Source organism: Janthinobacterium sp. UMAB-56, from assembly GCF_900095265.1.
Taxonomy (GTDB): Bacteria; Pseudomonadota; Gammaproteobacteria; order Burkholderiales; family Burkholderiaceae_D; genus Janthinobacterium.
Genome location: NZ_LT607654.1, coordinates 144,763 through 156,796, shown reverse-complemented (window position 1 = coordinate 156,796; position 12,034 = coordinate 144,763). Strand labels below are relative to the sequence as shown.

Here is a 12,034-nt window from a genome sequence, read left to right as displayed (position 1 = left end):
TCATGTGCCTGTTGATTCCCGTGGGCCAGCAGGGCGGCGCGCCGGACATCGCGCGCGATCTGCAAGGCTTTGCGGAACGTTACGCCATCTACACGCAAGGCGGCGCGTGGGCCGTGGCCAAGCTGCGGGCCAACGATTTCCTCGTCTCCTTGCTGTACGCGGCTGTCATGCTGCCGCATATCATCGTGTTGTTCCTGCTGGGCATCTTGTCCGTGCGTTGTGGCTGGTTGACGCAGCCGCAGCGCCACCAGCACCTGTGGCGCCGCGTGCGTGCCGTGGGACTGGGCGTGGGCTTGCCATTCAACCTGCTGGCGGCGGGCGCCATCGCGTGGCAGGTGGCTGATCCGTATCAAAGCGTGTTCGATACGGCCTTGTTCGAAGTGGCGCTGTTCGCCGGCGGCCCGGTGCTGGCGGCCGGCTATGTGGCCGCGCTGATGCTGGCCTCTCCCTTCATGCTGCGCTGGCTCGGGTCATGGCTGGCGCCCGTGGGACGCATGGCGCTGAGCAACTATTTGCTGCAATCGCTGATCGGCACCTGGCTGCTGCAGGGACCGGGCCTGGGTTGGGGCGCGCGTTTGCGTCCCGCCGAGATGCTGGGGCTGGCCCTATTGTGCATGGCGGGCCAGGTGTTGCTGAGTCGCTACTGGCTGCGCTATTTCCGCCAGGGACCGATGGAGGCCTTATGGCGCCGGCTGGCACGGTTGCCGGCCTGAATCAGTCGCTGCCCCAGTCGAATGTGGCTTGCGCCGGTGCCGCTGCCGGCGGCGCCTTGGCCCTGGCGGAGGGCACGAGGGGATTATCCACGGCATGCCATTCGAAAAGTTCCACGTCGAGCAGGCAGCTGCGCGCCAGGTGCAGCGCATGCTCGGCACTGAGCGTGGGGTCCAGCCAGCGTTGTGCGTCTTCCCGGCTGACGGCCACGGGGCGGCGGTCGTGGATATCGACCATGCCGCCCAGGCTGTCGGCTGTCACCAGCACGAAGCCTGCTTCCTCGCGGCTGTGCTTGTACGGCCCGAACTGGGCCAGCGCCAGCAGGAACAGGGGCGCGCGGTCACGGCGGTGGATGTGCCACGGCCGCTTGCTGCCTGTTTCCCCCGTCCATTCATACCAGCCGGAGACGCAGACGATGCCGCGCCCCGCGCGCAGCAAGGGCTTCCAGTAGGCGCCGGCAAGTTTTTCCAGACGCGCATTGATGGCGATGGGAATTTTTTTCTTGCCGGGCACGGCCACGGCTTGCGCGGCCCAGGCGGGGCGGTAGCCCCAGTAGACATCGTCGACCCTGCGCTGGCCATCCTGAATATGCAGTACGGGCCGGTAAGTACCGGGCGAGACGTTCAGGTGCGGCTCGGCCTCGCTGTCGAACACGGCGTCGGTCCAGCCGAAAGACGACGCCAGCACGCGCGCCGTGTCATTTTGATCGAATCGTCCACACATGGCAAAATCATACCCGATTACCAGGCACGGCGAGGGCCGGCGCGTGTGTATTTCCTGTGTGTGGTCAAACGTACAGACTGCGAGCGGCAGGTGGCGCACAGTGGAACCCAGTCAGTTGGCTGACGTTTCTTGCATTGGAGGAAATATGTCTTTTGAAAACCCCACCATCCACAAAGGTTTTACCATCAGCGCGACGGCCAGCCAGCGCCGCGATGGTCGCTGGGTCGGTTCCTACGTCAGCCAGAACCAGGCATGCGGCGCGTATGCGGACACCTGCGATTACGACGATTGCAGCAATGAACGCGAGGCGCAGCAACTGGCGTTATCCGTGGGCTGGAGCCTTGCCGATGGGCTTCCGTCACGCTGAAACGGTTTTAACGCTTGCTGCGCAGGGCCAGCAGCAGGCCTGCGCACGGGAAGAGCAGGACGGTGCCCAGCCGTACGGACGTCAGCGAGGCGGTCTCCACGCCCAGCACGTGGGGCAAGGCCAGCAGCAGCAAAGGAGCGGGCACGGCCATCGCGAAGAAAAACAAATACCACGAGTAGCCATTTTTCTTGGCCAGCAAGGCGATCAGCGCGCAGCCGACCAGGAAGACCAGCGGCAAATTCACATATTCCATGATTCTGAGTTTTTATCCGGGAAAGCGCGTGATTATACGCGCCACCCGGGTTGGCCGGCTGGGCTTGCGGGCTTCAGTTGTCGACGAAATCCGGTGGCTGCGACGCCGGTTTGCCGGCCAGCGGCCCCTCGACCGGCAGCAGGGCCTTGATGGCGCCGTTATAGATGAGTTCCTGGGCATACGCCGATGCCTCGATCAAGGCCGCATGCACGGACTTGAAACTGCTGGGCGTTTCAATCAGCACGGGTGTGGCATACACCTGCTGCGTATCGCCGCGCTTGCTGACCAAAATCATGCCCCGGTAGCGCCCATCCTTCTCCAGCGCCACCGTGACATGAAATGCATAGCCCCTGATCTGGTGTTTTTGTTGCAGATCCATGTTTCCCGCCTCCAATGCCATTGTCGCGGCTTTAGGCCATCAATTCGATTGGAACAGCAGAGCGTTTGATCTGGATCAATACCTCAATTCCCGACCAGGATTTACCAGCCGTCATCATCCAGCGCGAATGGCGCGGATTTGCTGGGCGGTTTCTTCGATCTCGCGATATGCTTCCTGCACATAGCCATTGATCGGGTGCCCATCCATCCACTCGAAATAGGCGCGCTCATCGTGTTTGATGGCGAAAGGGACGTGATGGTCGCGTATCGATACGGCCGTATCGCGCACCAGCGAGGCGAAGAGCAGCTCCAGAGTTTCCATGATGGTCACCTTGCGAGACAGAAATGCAGAGGTTTGACTGTAGCACAGCACAGCGCCGCCGGCCATGCCAGCGCCTGTACCGTGCGCGCCCGTGCCTCAGGCCGGATGGCCGATATGCTCGTACAGGATCACGCAGCCGATGACGATCAGCACCAGGCCGCCCACCAGTTCAGCGCGGCGGCCCGCCACCGTGCCCAGCACGCGGCCCAGCATCACGCCCAGGGTCACCATGACGAAGGTGGAAAAGCCGATGGCGGCGGCTGTCACGACGATATTGGCACCCAGCAAGGCCAGGCCCGCGCCGACCACCATGGCGTCGATGCTTGTAGCCAGGCCCGTGACGGCCAGCACCCAGAACGAGTGCGACTGGGCCGGCGCTTCGTCCTCGTCGTCAGCGGCAAGGGCGTTGCGTATCATCAGCAGACCGATGATGCCCAGCAGGCTGAAGGCGATCCAGTGGTCCCACGCTTCCACATAGGGCGCCGCCACGCTGCCCAGGGCCCAGCCGATGATGGGCGTGATGGCTTCGATTACGCCGAAAATCAGTCCCGTGCGCAGCGCCTCGCGCCATTGTGGCTTGTGCAGGGCGGCACCCTTGCCCACTGCCGCCGCGAAGGCATCGGTGGACATGGCAAGCGAGAGGGCGGCGGTGGCGGCGAAATTCATCGTTGGCTTTCAATGGAGCTGGCTGGGATGTCTAAGGAGAAACCCGGCGATTTTACCCCAGATACAGCACCACCAAGGAGGCCAGCAGGCAATACGCGCCAAAGAAGTGCCAGCGCCCCTGTTCCAGCCAGCGCGACAGCCAGCGCAGGGCCAGCAAGCCGGCCAGGAACGACAGCAGCATGCCCAGCAGGCTCGGTCCCAGCAGGTGCAGCAGGCTGTTGCCGTGTTCCAGATGGTCCAGGCTGCCATTTGCGATGGCCTGGTAGAAGCGCCAGCCTTCCTTGACCAGCACGGCGGGCGTCAGTACCACGGCCAGGGCGAAGCTGAACTCTTCGGCACGGCGCTGCGGCACGCCCATGGCGATGCCGGCGGAAATGGTGGCGCCCGAGCGGGAAAAACCCCGGAAGGGCAGGCACAGGCCTTGCACGGCGCCGATCAGCATGGCTTTGCCCATGGACAAGTTGCCATGCTGGCGCGTTTGCAGGCGCGAGGAAACGATGATCAGCACGCCTGCGGCGGCCAGCGCGGCGGCCATCAGTTTCGCGTTGCCAAACAGGTGCTCGATTTCAAAGCCGGGCGCATCTTTGCTCATGATGTGCGTAATGCCCTTCAGCAAGCCGAAACCGACGATGCCCGTCAGGGCCGTGGCGACCGCCAGTAACAGGACATTGCTGCGAAAGGCGGTGGCCGAACTGAAATACGTGGCGCGCCAGGATTTCCAGAAATACACGATGACGGCGAACATGGTGCCCGTATGTAACATCACCAGCAGCATGGTCAGTTCCGGTGACGTGGGGTCCAGGCCCATCATTTTTTCCGCCATGATGACGTGGGCGGAGCTGGACACGGGCAGCAGCTCGGCGAAGCCCTGGACGATGGAAAGAATAAATAATTGTAAAAAGCTCATGGAAATCTGGACTCGGGCGGGGGAAGAAGGGCCGCCGATTTTACCCGCCAGTGACGGCGGGCACGTCCCGTAGCAGATTACAGTTTGTCCATGTTTTTCAGGTAGCAGGCACCGGCGGCTTGAACATGGCACGGAACGCCTTCAGGGCGGCCGGGTGATAGATCGTGCCATGGCTCTCTTCCGGCATTTTTTCCACGTGCCATTGCAAGCCGGGCGGCGCCTGTCTATGCAGCACGTCGGACAGGCGTTGCACTTCGACGGCGATGCCCGCTTCGCTGCTGGAGGCCAGGTACAGGCTGTGCTTGCCAGGCTTGCCCTTGGCCAGCAAGGCTGCCGCCTGGCGCGGCAGGGCGCCATGATTCCACCACAGGCTGGGGTCGAACGCCAGGTAATGGTCGAACAACTGCGGTTCCAGCAGATACGTTTCCACCACGAACAGGCCCGCCAGCGATTCGCCGACGATGGCCGTCTCGCCCGTCGTGCGGTAACGGCGCGCAATTTCAGGCTTCAATTCATCGCGGATGAAGGCCCGATAGGCGGATGCGCCGCCCACTACGGGGGTGATCTTGCGGTCTTCGACGCTGTCCGTCGGACCCGTCAGAAAGCGTCGGCGCTGGGTGTTTTGCATGCCGACCAGCATGAAGGGGCGCATCGTGCCATTCGCCACCGACACTTGCAGCAAGCCTGCCACGTGCAGGAAATCTTCCGCCACACCACCGTCCGGCATGTACAGCACAGGCAGCGCTGCGTCGGGCGGCGTATCCCAGGCGCGCGCCATATACACATTGATGTGGCGCTTTTCCTTCAGCGCCTGCGAATCGATGACAAAGCTTTCGCCGATGACCAGCGGCGTGGCCGCACTGGCAGTAGTGGCGGGCGCGGCAGTGGCGAGGTGGAAGGGGCTGGACAGTAGCAGGGCGGCGGCGAGATGTAGTGCAAGGCAAGAGTGGCGCATGTTTTCCCGTGATAATTGCGTTGGATCGATGGCATGTACTCGTATAGACATGCCATCGGGCAATTTTAACTTATCTTTGGCGCATGATTACTTGATCGTCAAGAGTTTCCGTTCGAGCACGACGCCCGCCTCGTCCACCGTATAGGCGACCAGCAGGGCGCCATCCTCGGCGCAGGCATGGCAGCGCTTCAGCGGCGTGGAAAACAGCAGGCGCTGGTCGCCATCGCTGGTGGCCGTGCTGCCGACAAAATCGGCCGGGGCAAACGGCATGGCGTCCGGATGCGCGGCGGCAAACGCGCGCCAGGCGGGTGTGGCGCGGTCTTCCTCGCGCACGGAACCCTCGTCGACGTCGATGGCCGCGCCATCGCTGCCGATCAGCAAGCTGCCTTCATTCGTGTTGGCACGGAAAGGATAAGTGACGCTGGCCAGGGCCGCCTTGCCCAGCGGGCGCCAGGCGGAGATGAAGCCGGCCTTGTTTGCTTTCACCAGCATCCTGGCTGCGGCGATGGCTTGCGGGCGGGCGCCGTAGCGCTGCATGGTGCGCAGCAGGCAGACGTCGGGCGCCGTCGGCGATTGCCCGCTGCGGCAGGCCGACAGCGAGCGTTCCGTCCACACGGCGCGCGCGTCGATGGGGGCGGTCTCCCGGGCATGGGCCGCTTGCGTGGTAGCCAGGGTCGAGAGGGCAAGGACGGCGCAGCCGAACAAGTGGCGCGAGATGGACGTGGGCATGCAGAAACCTTTCAGTACGGGAGACAATGTATCGTGACCGATTATAGAAGGACCGGCGCGCCCGCCTGCGCACCGCAGGCGCCGGTCAGCGCTTCTTCGCCGCCGCCTGGCGCAGTGCCTTGGCTTCCTGCTTGTTGGGGATGTGCGGGCGCGTGGCCAGTTCCGCCTTGACGGCGGCGATGGCGGCGCCGAACTGCTGTTCCGTCTGCTCGACGCTGGCACCCGCATAGTGCTGCTGGTTGGACTGGGCGGCGCGCAGCCGGCGCAACAGCGCCAGCAATTGCTTGCCGTGCAGGCTGGCGAGATCCTGCGCAAGCGCCTGCCTGGCCACCGCGCCTTGCACATGGTCGGGGTCGAGCAGGCGCAGCAGGGCCAGGCCCGCAGGCTGTGCAATCAGGGTATCCATCGGGCTATGCTAAACGACGCCAGGATTACAGGTATTCCCATATTTCATCGAAGGTTTCGCGCGCGAAATCGTTGCGCCATGCTTCCGAGTTCTTTTCTCGGCTGACGGCAAACACGGCGCGCCAGGTTTGCTTCGGTGCACTGGTGTAAGTGGCGGCGATCTTTTGCAGGCCGGCCGTGCATTGCTCGACCTTGCAGCCGCTCTTTGCCAGTTGCTGGGCGGCAGCTGCCCATGCCACGGGCACCTTGACGACCTGACATTCGAAGCTGACGGCGGCTGTCTGCATGCCGTTTTCCACCGTCACCGGGTCCGCCTTGCTGGCCTGGCACGCGGCGCCATTCTTGGCGGCGATGACATTCGCGGCCAGCAGCTCGGCGGCCGGCGTCACGGCCGCGCGCATGTCGGCCGGGAACAGGTCGGCGATCAGCTTGCCGGTTTGCCTTGGAAACTTGGCGTCGGCTTCCTTCAAAGCGCTATACGAGGCGTATTCGGCGCTCTGGTGGCCGGCCAGCCGGGTGGGACGCAGGTAGGCGTTGAGCCTGGCGACGCTGGCTTCATCCTGGTTGATGATGGTCTTGATGTACAGATTGGCCACGTCGATGGGCGCCAGTTCCATGGCGGGTGCCTCGGCGGCGATGGCGGGCTGCATCAGTGCAGCGGCGAAGGTGGCGGCCAGCAGTCTGGCGGCAGGGAATTGCTTGTGCATATATTTTCTCCACGATTCAATGTCAGGCGCCGAAAGATGCTAAGCAGCAACTCTGGCGCGCGCATTATAGATGGTGAAAGTCATAACGTTGCACACCTCAGGCATCTGCCTTGCTCGCCGCTGCCAGCAAGGCCAGCAGCAGCTCCTTGCGTCGGCCTTGCGCCTTGCGCGCCAGGGCCGCCAGTTTTTCCAGCTTGCCCCAGATCGGATACAGCATGTGCTCCACCAGATAGCCATCGAGCCCCTGCAGTTGCTGGCAGAACAACTCCAGCGTCTCCACCTCTTCCAGTTGCGCCTGAATCCTGACTTTTGCGTTATCCGTGCATGCGCGCAGACACGCCACCAGCGCGGGAATGGTGTCCTGCGTCACGCCATGTTTTTCGGCAAAAGCGGCCGTGAATTGATCCTGCACGGATTGATGCTCTTCATCGACTTGCGCCATGTAGTGCTGCACCAGGGGGAAATAGCGCGCGTCGAGTAATCCCAGGCCAAACGTGGCATAGCTGCCGGGCATGCAATTCTTTTCGCCTTCCGTGTCCGCATAGAACTCGAATGTTTCAACGGCCGCGCGCGCATACGCTTGCAGTTGCGGCTGCAGGGATGCATAGCCAAGGGCGTTGGCGAAGAAGCGGTGCGTATCGGATCTGGCCAGTCCTTTCAAGGGCAGATATTGCTTGACCTTCGATTTGAGCTTGATCTGGTAGCTCTTCGGGAAACCGTTTTGCAGCAAATGCGTGATGAAGGCCAGCGCCTGCGCATACGCGTCTTCCTCTTCGCTGGCTATCGTGATGCTGATGGTGGCAAACACATCGTTGGCGCGGCATTCCAGCAGCGCATTTTTCAGGTGGATGGCGTCATCGGGGAAGCTGCCACTGCCTTCCTTGAGCATGCGCACGGCCCGTTCGCTGCCCAGTTCGCGCGCGATTTCCAGGAATTTGAGGCCCTTTGATTTGGCGTAGCTCGGTTCGTGGCGCAAGATCATCACGGCGCCATACAGCAGCAGATCGATCGGCTGCAGGGCCTGCGCATCGGGCGCCGCGCCCGCTTTCAGCGTGTATGCGGTGGCACGGTAGGCAGACAGCGCACGGTCATAAAATTGCGGCAGGAAAACGTTCTCCGCCCATTGCGTGATGGCGTGGATGATGTCGGCGCGGTGCTTGGCCAAGGCGTCCGGCTGGGTCTTGTTCAAGGCCTGGATGCGTTCGTATTGGGCGATGCTCCAGGCCACGTCGAGCTGCGGGAACAGCTGCGGGTCGAGCAGGTGGCGGGCCAGGAAGAACGTTTCCAGCGGTTTCGTCGGATGCTTGCCCTGCGTGAGCGTTTGCCCTATGTAGGTGTGTATGCGTTCCAGCAAGGCCTGGCGTTTGCCGTCGTTGACGTATTCGAGCAACGTCAGGTGCAGCTTGCCCTGCGCCGTCTGGAACTTGCCGCGGAAGGTGAAGCGGTAGTCGATCATCGGCGTGTCCACCAGCGGCGCCAGGCGGGCTTGCACCAGCGCCGTCAGTTGCGGCGCGATCAGCTCGCGCACTTGCGCATCGTCCAGGCGCGCCGGCGCCCTGGGGCGCGCGTCGTCGTCCTCGAAACCCAGGTCGAGATCGTCGGCGGTGGTGCGGCCCGGCTTGTAGTCGAGCAAGAAATCATTGAAGATACCCATCTGCAAGGTGGTCCGGTTGACGGCGTCTTCCAGGTCGGTGCGCCGCAAACGGTCATCGAACCAGGCGTGAATGGCCGCCGTCATTTCCTGTGTTGCCAGTTCTATAAGTGTACTCATGTATGTCGTCGTCTTTTCCTGCATTGCGCGTGGCAACGCCACCGGCTGCCGTCACGGTCATGTTTAATATAAAGCACTATTTTAGGTGTTCAGGCCTGGGCGTAACAAGGGCCGCACGGGGCGTCAGGAAGGGGGCGTGAGGAAGCGCACGTCGATCTCATCGGACAGTGGTCCCACGGTGACCGTGGTGTGCCAGGCGGAAGGCTTGTCGTTGCCATCAAACAAGGCGATGCGCGTGTGGATAAACAGCACCGAGTACACGCCCGATTTCATGTCGCGGTTCAAGTCCCAGTGCATGAGTTCAATCGCCTCGCCCATGCGCGGCAGATGGGCGCCCGGTGGCAGCAGGATGTTCTGATTGATGAATTCCCTGCTTGGGCCCGGTTCCTTTTGGCGCGGATCGATGTAGCGGAACGAGACGCTGGTAACAATGTTTTGCATGCTTGGCACCTGCTTGGTTGGGTATCTGCTGACAATACCACAGGGGGTGAGTCCAGGCGTGCGCCGCACGGCGCCAGCCAGACATGCGCATCGCTATGTTCGGTAACAGACGGTTGTTTGCGTACGCTACCTGTAGTCTCAATGGCTTACCACTCAAATAGATTGCCGAAAACGTCATGATGCACATATTCCTAGCGGAAAATCGCGCCGAGCTTGAGCGCCGTTGCCGTGACAAAGTCGCCAAGCGGCCCATGCGTTTTTCGACTGAAATGCAGTTAAGAGAAGGTATTCCCATCTTCCTGGACCAGCTGATACGCACCCTGAAGGCGGAAGAGGCGGGCAAGGTGGCGCAAAGCCTGGCCATTTCCGGTTCCTCCGACGGCATTGCGCCCGGGACATCGGAATTGGCCTGCAGTGCCACCACGCATGGCGGGCAGTTGCTGACGCTCGGTTATTCCGTCAGCCAGGTCGTGCATGATTATGGCGACCTGTGCCAGGCAGTCAGCGATCTTGCCGTGGCGTTGGACGAGCAGTTTGCCGTTGAGGAATTCAGGACGCTGAATCGCTGCCTCGACAACGGCATTGCCGAAGCTGTTTCCGAATTTACCCAGCGGCGCGACATGCTCATCGCTGACGAACAGGCATTGGCCTTGAGCCAGCGCATCGGCTACTTTGCCCACGAACTGCGCAATCACCTCAGCACCGCCGGCCTGGCCGTCGCCGCCCTCAAGCAGAGCGGCATGGGCGTGGCGGGCGCCACAGGCGCCGTGCTCGACCGCAGCCTGGTGGGCTTGCGCACCCTGATCGACCGCTCGCTGGCGGAAGTGCGCGTGGAGGCAGGCCTGAATTTGCAGCGCTCGGTTTTCTTCCTGAACAACTTCATCGCTGAATTGCACTATTCGGCCAGCCTGGAAGCGGACTTGCTGCGCTGCACGCTGATCGTCGAAGAAGTCGACCCCTTGCTGCAGCTCGATGTGGACCAGGATTTGCTGCTTTCTGCCGTCGGCAACCTGTTGCAGAATGCCTTCAAGTTCAGCGCGCCGAATGGGACGGTGGTACTGCGCGCCTATGCCAGAGGCGGACGGATCAGGATCGAAGTGGAGGATAATGGCGCCGGCCTGACGCCGGAGGCAGCCGATGGCATGTTTCTGCCTTTCACGCAAGGTGGCGCTAACAAGACTGGCCTGGGCCTGGGTCTGTCGATTGCCCGCCGCAGCGTGGAATCGAATGCCGGCACCTTGAGCGTGGAAAGCGTGCCTGGCCATGGCTGCGTCTTCATCATCGACCTGCCGCGGTATGCCGCTGCCGGCTTCGCCAGCTAAACGGGCGCCCCGACCATGCCCTATGAAATCTTGCGCGACAGCGTCGCTATCGACCAGTCGGGCGACGCCTTATGCTTCCAGTTGACCGTTTTGGGCGTGGAAAAGACCTGTCGCATCAGCGTGACGGCCTTGCACAGCCTGGATCAGGGGCAGGGAGGCGAGTTGCTGGCCGTCTTCGAGATGCACCGCCTGCGCATTGGCCAGCGCGCTTTCGCTTGCCTGAGCCGCGATCTGCGGGTCAGTGGCGTGGTCTTGCGCGCACTTGATTTTTAGTCACTTTTTCTTGCGCTGGCCGCAGTGTCCTTGCCAGATATGGTATTTCCGCACAGATCGTCAAGTAAATGCAGGTATGGCTGGACGGAAATGTTACATCTCGGTATTCTGCGCATCTGATACTTATTTCTATACAGAAAAAGGTAAGAGGGCGGTGAGCGCCGGCGGCAAGGCGGCGCGCGGTCAAGCAAGGTCAGGCATGCAAAGGTGAAGTCGTCCGCTTGCCGAGCGAAACGGTCGCGTTTTGGCTCGCGACGGGCAGGGAACAGTGCTGTCATCTTTAAAATAGTAGGAGAGGTTGCTCATGGATGCAGAAAAGGATGTTGTGTACGGTACAGAAGATTTGTTGATGAGTTTGTGCAACTCGGTGGTTCGGGTGCTCAACGTTGCAACGCAAAGTAAAGTCAATTATTCAGGCATGGTGCAGCGCATCACCAAGACGGGCCTGAAGCCGGACATTGGCTGTTTCGTGATGTTCGATGGCGGTTTCACGGGCCTGGTGGTGCTCAATTTTGCCGCCGATACGGCGATGGAAATCTATGAGCGCTACATGTTGCACATGGGTATGCCGAAGTCGGAGCTGGCCAGCTTTTATACGTCAGACGAAGTGTCGAACATCATGGGCGAGCTGATGAACCAGATCGTGGGCGACTTCACGGGCAAGGTGCGGCGCGAACTGCAAACGAATATCACCCAGAGCCAGCCGAAGATGCTGGTGCTGAACAAGCAGGTGATGCTCAGCGTCGACACGCCGCTGGATCGCCCTGAAATGCGCCGCGTCACCTTCTACACGGAAAAGAACAATATTTTCTACCTGGAACTGGCGATCGACCGTACCGAGTTCATCAAGTTGCACGATTTCGATTCGCGCGAAGTCGATGCCGACTCGCTGATGGATAGCGAATACGCGAACCGCGAACGCGACGCCGCCCCGGCGCCTGCAGCGGCGCCGGAAGACGACGACAACGCCGACTTGCTCAAGTCGCTGGGCATGTAAGCCGTGCCTGCCACTAGCGGCGGCATGCTTGCCGCCGCTAGTCGATGATGACACGCCCGCCGTTCCCAGCGCTACGCTAGTGATGGCAACGGCATTGCTTGCCGTCC

General features: G+C 61.8%; 17 protein-coding genes. 5 read left to right on the top strand and 12 right to left on the bottom strand.

Features of this window, described 5'->3' with window-relative positions:
- On the top strand, positions 1-713 hold a 713-nt coding region (locus tag K0F85_RS09330; RefSeq protein ID WP_219115765.1), incomplete at its 5' end, for a DUF418 domain-containing protein.
- A gap of 1 nt (position 714) precedes the next feature.
- On the opposite strand, the gene K0F85_RS09325 is transcribed toward K0F85_RS09330, so the two are convergent.
- Positions 715-1,434 carry an SOS response-associated peptidase gene (locus K0F85_RS09325; RefSeq protein WP_219115764.1) on the bottom strand — a complete coding sequence of 240 codons (720 nt, stop codon included), beginning with the start codon at positions 1,432-1,434 and terminating at the stop codon, positions 715-717.
- Between the two features lie 145 nt (positions 1,435-1,579).
- On the opposite strand from K0F85_RS09325, the gene K0F85_RS09320 reads away from it, so the two are divergent.
- Positions 1,580-1,801 carry a hypothetical protein gene (locus K0F85_RS09320; RefSeq protein ID WP_219115763.1) on the top strand — a complete coding sequence of 74 codons (222 nt, stop codon included), beginning with the start codon at positions 1,580-1,582 and terminating at the stop codon, positions 1,799-1,801.
- Between the two features lie 7 nt (positions 1,802-1,808).
- Here the strand turns inward: K0F85_RS09320 and K0F85_RS09315 are convergent, their stop codons facing one another.
- The 11 genes from K0F85_RS09315 to K0F85_RS09265 all read right to left on the bottom strand — a co-directional run bounded on the left by K0F85_RS09315 (position 1,809) and on the right by K0F85_RS09265 (position 9,335).
- Positions 1,809-2,054: a hypothetical protein gene (locus K0F85_RS09315; RefSeq protein ID WP_219115762.1), complete on the bottom strand. Its 246-nt coding sequence runs from the start codon at positions 2,052-2,054 to the stop codon at positions 1,809-1,811.
- A gap of 73 nt (positions 2,055-2,127) precedes the next feature.
- Positions 2,128-2,433 carry a hypothetical protein gene (locus tag K0F85_RS09310; RefSeq protein WP_219115761.1) on the bottom strand — a complete coding sequence of 102 codons (306 nt, stop codon included), beginning with the start codon at positions 2,431-2,433 and terminating at the stop codon, positions 2,128-2,130.
- 114 nt (positions 2,434-2,547) lie between these two features.
- Positions 2,548-2,754, bottom strand: a complete 207-nt coding sequence (locus K0F85_RS09305; protein WP_146009850.1) for a hypothetical protein — start codon at positions 2,752-2,754, stop codon at positions 2,548-2,550.
- Positions 2,755-2,850: 96 nt separating this feature from the next.
- Entirely contained in the window at positions 2,851-3,420 is a 570-nt protein-coding gene (gene mntP / locus K0F85_RS09300) for a manganese efflux pump MntP (protein WP_219115760.1), read from the bottom strand.
- A 52-nt stretch (positions 3,421-3,472) separates the two neighbouring features.
- Entirely contained in the window at positions 3,473-4,327 is an 855-nt protein-coding gene (locus K0F85_RS09295; RefSeq protein WP_219115759.1) for an undecaprenyl-diphosphate phosphatase, read from the bottom strand.
- 97 nt (positions 4,328-4,424) lie between these two features.
- On the bottom strand, positions 4,425-5,282 hold the full coding sequence (locus K0F85_RS09290) for an alpha/beta hydrolase (protein ID WP_219115758.1): 858 nt from the start codon (positions 5,280-5,282) through the stop codon (positions 4,425-4,427).
- 87 nt (positions 5,283-5,369) lie between these two features.
- Positions 5,370-6,011 carry a hypothetical protein gene (locus K0F85_RS09285; protein ID WP_219115757.1) on the bottom strand — a complete coding sequence of 214 codons (642 nt, stop codon included), beginning with the start codon at positions 6,009-6,011 and terminating at the stop codon, positions 5,370-5,372.
- A gap of 85 nt (positions 6,012-6,096) precedes the next feature.
- Positions 6,097-6,417 (bottom strand): hypothetical protein, encoded by a 321-nt coding sequence (locus K0F85_RS09280; protein ID WP_219115756.1) that lies wholly within the window; start codon positions 6,415-6,417, stop codon positions 6,097-6,099.
- A gap of 25 nt (positions 6,418-6,442) precedes the next feature.
- Positions 6,443-7,123 carry a hypothetical protein gene (locus tag K0F85_RS09275; protein ID WP_219115755.1) on the bottom strand — a complete coding sequence of 227 codons (681 nt, stop codon included), beginning with the start codon at positions 7,121-7,123 and terminating at the stop codon, positions 6,443-6,445.
- A gap of 97 nt (positions 7,124-7,220) precedes the next feature.
- Entirely contained in the window at positions 7,221-8,894 is a 1,674-nt protein-coding gene (locus K0F85_RS09270; protein ID WP_219115754.1) for a DUF6138 family protein, read from the bottom strand.
- Between the two features lie 123 nt (positions 8,895-9,017).
- Positions 9,018-9,335, bottom strand: a complete 318-nt coding sequence (locus tag K0F85_RS09265) for a hypothetical protein (RefSeq protein WP_219115753.1) — start codon at positions 9,333-9,335, stop codon at positions 9,018-9,020.
- Positions 9,336-9,586: 251 nt separating this feature from the next.
- On the opposite strand from K0F85_RS09265, the gene K0F85_RS09260 reads away from it, so the two are divergent.
- The 3 genes from K0F85_RS09260 to K0F85_RS09250 all read left to right on the top strand — a co-directional run bounded on the left by K0F85_RS09260 (position 9,587) and on the right by K0F85_RS09250 (position 11,927).
- Entirely contained in the window at positions 9,587-10,657 is a 1,071-nt protein-coding gene (locus K0F85_RS09260) for a sensor histidine kinase KdpD (RefSeq protein ID WP_257572644.1), read from the top strand.
- A gap of 15 nt (positions 10,658-10,672) precedes the next feature.
- Positions 10,673-10,930: a DUF1488 family protein gene (locus K0F85_RS09255; RefSeq protein ID WP_219115751.1), complete on the top strand. Its 258-nt coding sequence runs from the start codon at positions 10,673-10,675 to the stop codon at positions 10,928-10,930.
- A 304-nt stretch (positions 10,931-11,234) separates the two neighbouring features.
- Positions 11,235-11,927 carry a DUF3334 family protein gene (locus K0F85_RS09250; protein ID WP_219115750.1) on the top strand — a complete coding sequence of 231 codons (693 nt, stop codon included), beginning with the start codon at positions 11,235-11,237 and terminating at the stop codon, positions 11,925-11,927.
- The last annotated feature ends 107 nt before the right edge of the window (positions 11,928-12,034 follow it).

Bases quoted from the DNA above. Each gene is read 5' to 3' on its own strand.
- K0F85_RS09325 (WP_219115764.1), bottom strand. From the start codon at position 1,434: ATGTGTGGACGATTCGATCAAAATGACACGGCGCGCGTGCTGGCGTCG.
- K0F85_RS09320 (WP_219115763.1), top strand. From the start codon at position 1,580: ATGTCTTTTGAAAACCCCACCATCCACAAAGGTTTTACCATCAGCGCG.
- K0F85_RS09315 (WP_219115762.1), bottom strand. From the start codon at position 2,054: ATGGAATATGTGAATTTGCCGCTGGTCTTCCTGGTCGGCTGCGCGCTG.
- K0F85_RS09310 (WP_219115761.1), bottom strand. From the start codon at position 2,433: ATGGATCTGCAACAAAAACACCAGATCAGGGGCTATGCATTTCATGTC.
- K0F85_RS09305 (WP_146009850.1), bottom strand. From the start codon at position 2,754: ATGGAAACTCTGGAGCTGCTCTTCGCCTCGCTGGTGCGCGATACGGCC.
- mntP (WP_219115760.1), bottom strand. From the start codon at position 3,420: ATGAATTTCGCCGCCACCGCCGCCCTCTCGCTTGCCATGTCCACCGAT.
- K0F85_RS09295 (WP_219115759.1), bottom strand. From the start codon at position 4,327: ATGAGCTTTTTACAATTATTTATTCTTTCCATCGTCCAGGGCTTCGCC.
- K0F85_RS09290 (WP_219115758.1), bottom strand. From the start codon at position 5,282: ATGCGCCACTCTTGCCTTGCACTACATCTCGCCGCCGCCCTGCTACTG.
- K0F85_RS09285 (WP_219115757.1), bottom strand. From the start codon at position 6,011: ATGCCCACGTCCATCTCGCGCCACTTGTTCGGCTGCGCCGTCCTTGCC.
- K0F85_RS09280 (WP_219115756.1), bottom strand. From the start codon at position 6,417: ATGGATACCCTGATTGCACAGCCTGCGGGCCTGGCCCTGCTGCGCCTG.
- K0F85_RS09275 (WP_219115755.1), bottom strand. From the start codon at position 7,123: ATGCACAAGCAATTCCCTGCCGCCAGACTGCTGGCCGCCACCTTCGCC.
- K0F85_RS09270 (WP_219115754.1), bottom strand. From the start codon at position 8,894: ATGAGTACACTTATAGAACTGGCAACACAGGAAATGACGGCGGCCATT.
- K0F85_RS09265 (WP_219115753.1), bottom strand. From the start codon at position 9,335: ATGCAAAACATTGTTACCAGCGTCTCGTTCCGCTACATCGATCCGCGC.
- K0F85_RS09260 (WP_257572644.1), top strand. From the start codon at position 9,587: ATGCGTTTTTCGACTGAAATGCAGTTAAGAGAAGGTATTCCCATCTTC.
- K0F85_RS09255 (WP_219115751.1), top strand. From the start codon at position 10,673: ATGCCCTATGAAATCTTGCGCGACAGCGTCGCTATCGACCAGTCGGGC.
- K0F85_RS09250 (WP_219115750.1), top strand. From the start codon at position 11,235: ATGGATGCAGAAAAGGATGTTGTGTACGGTACAGAAGATTTGTTGATG.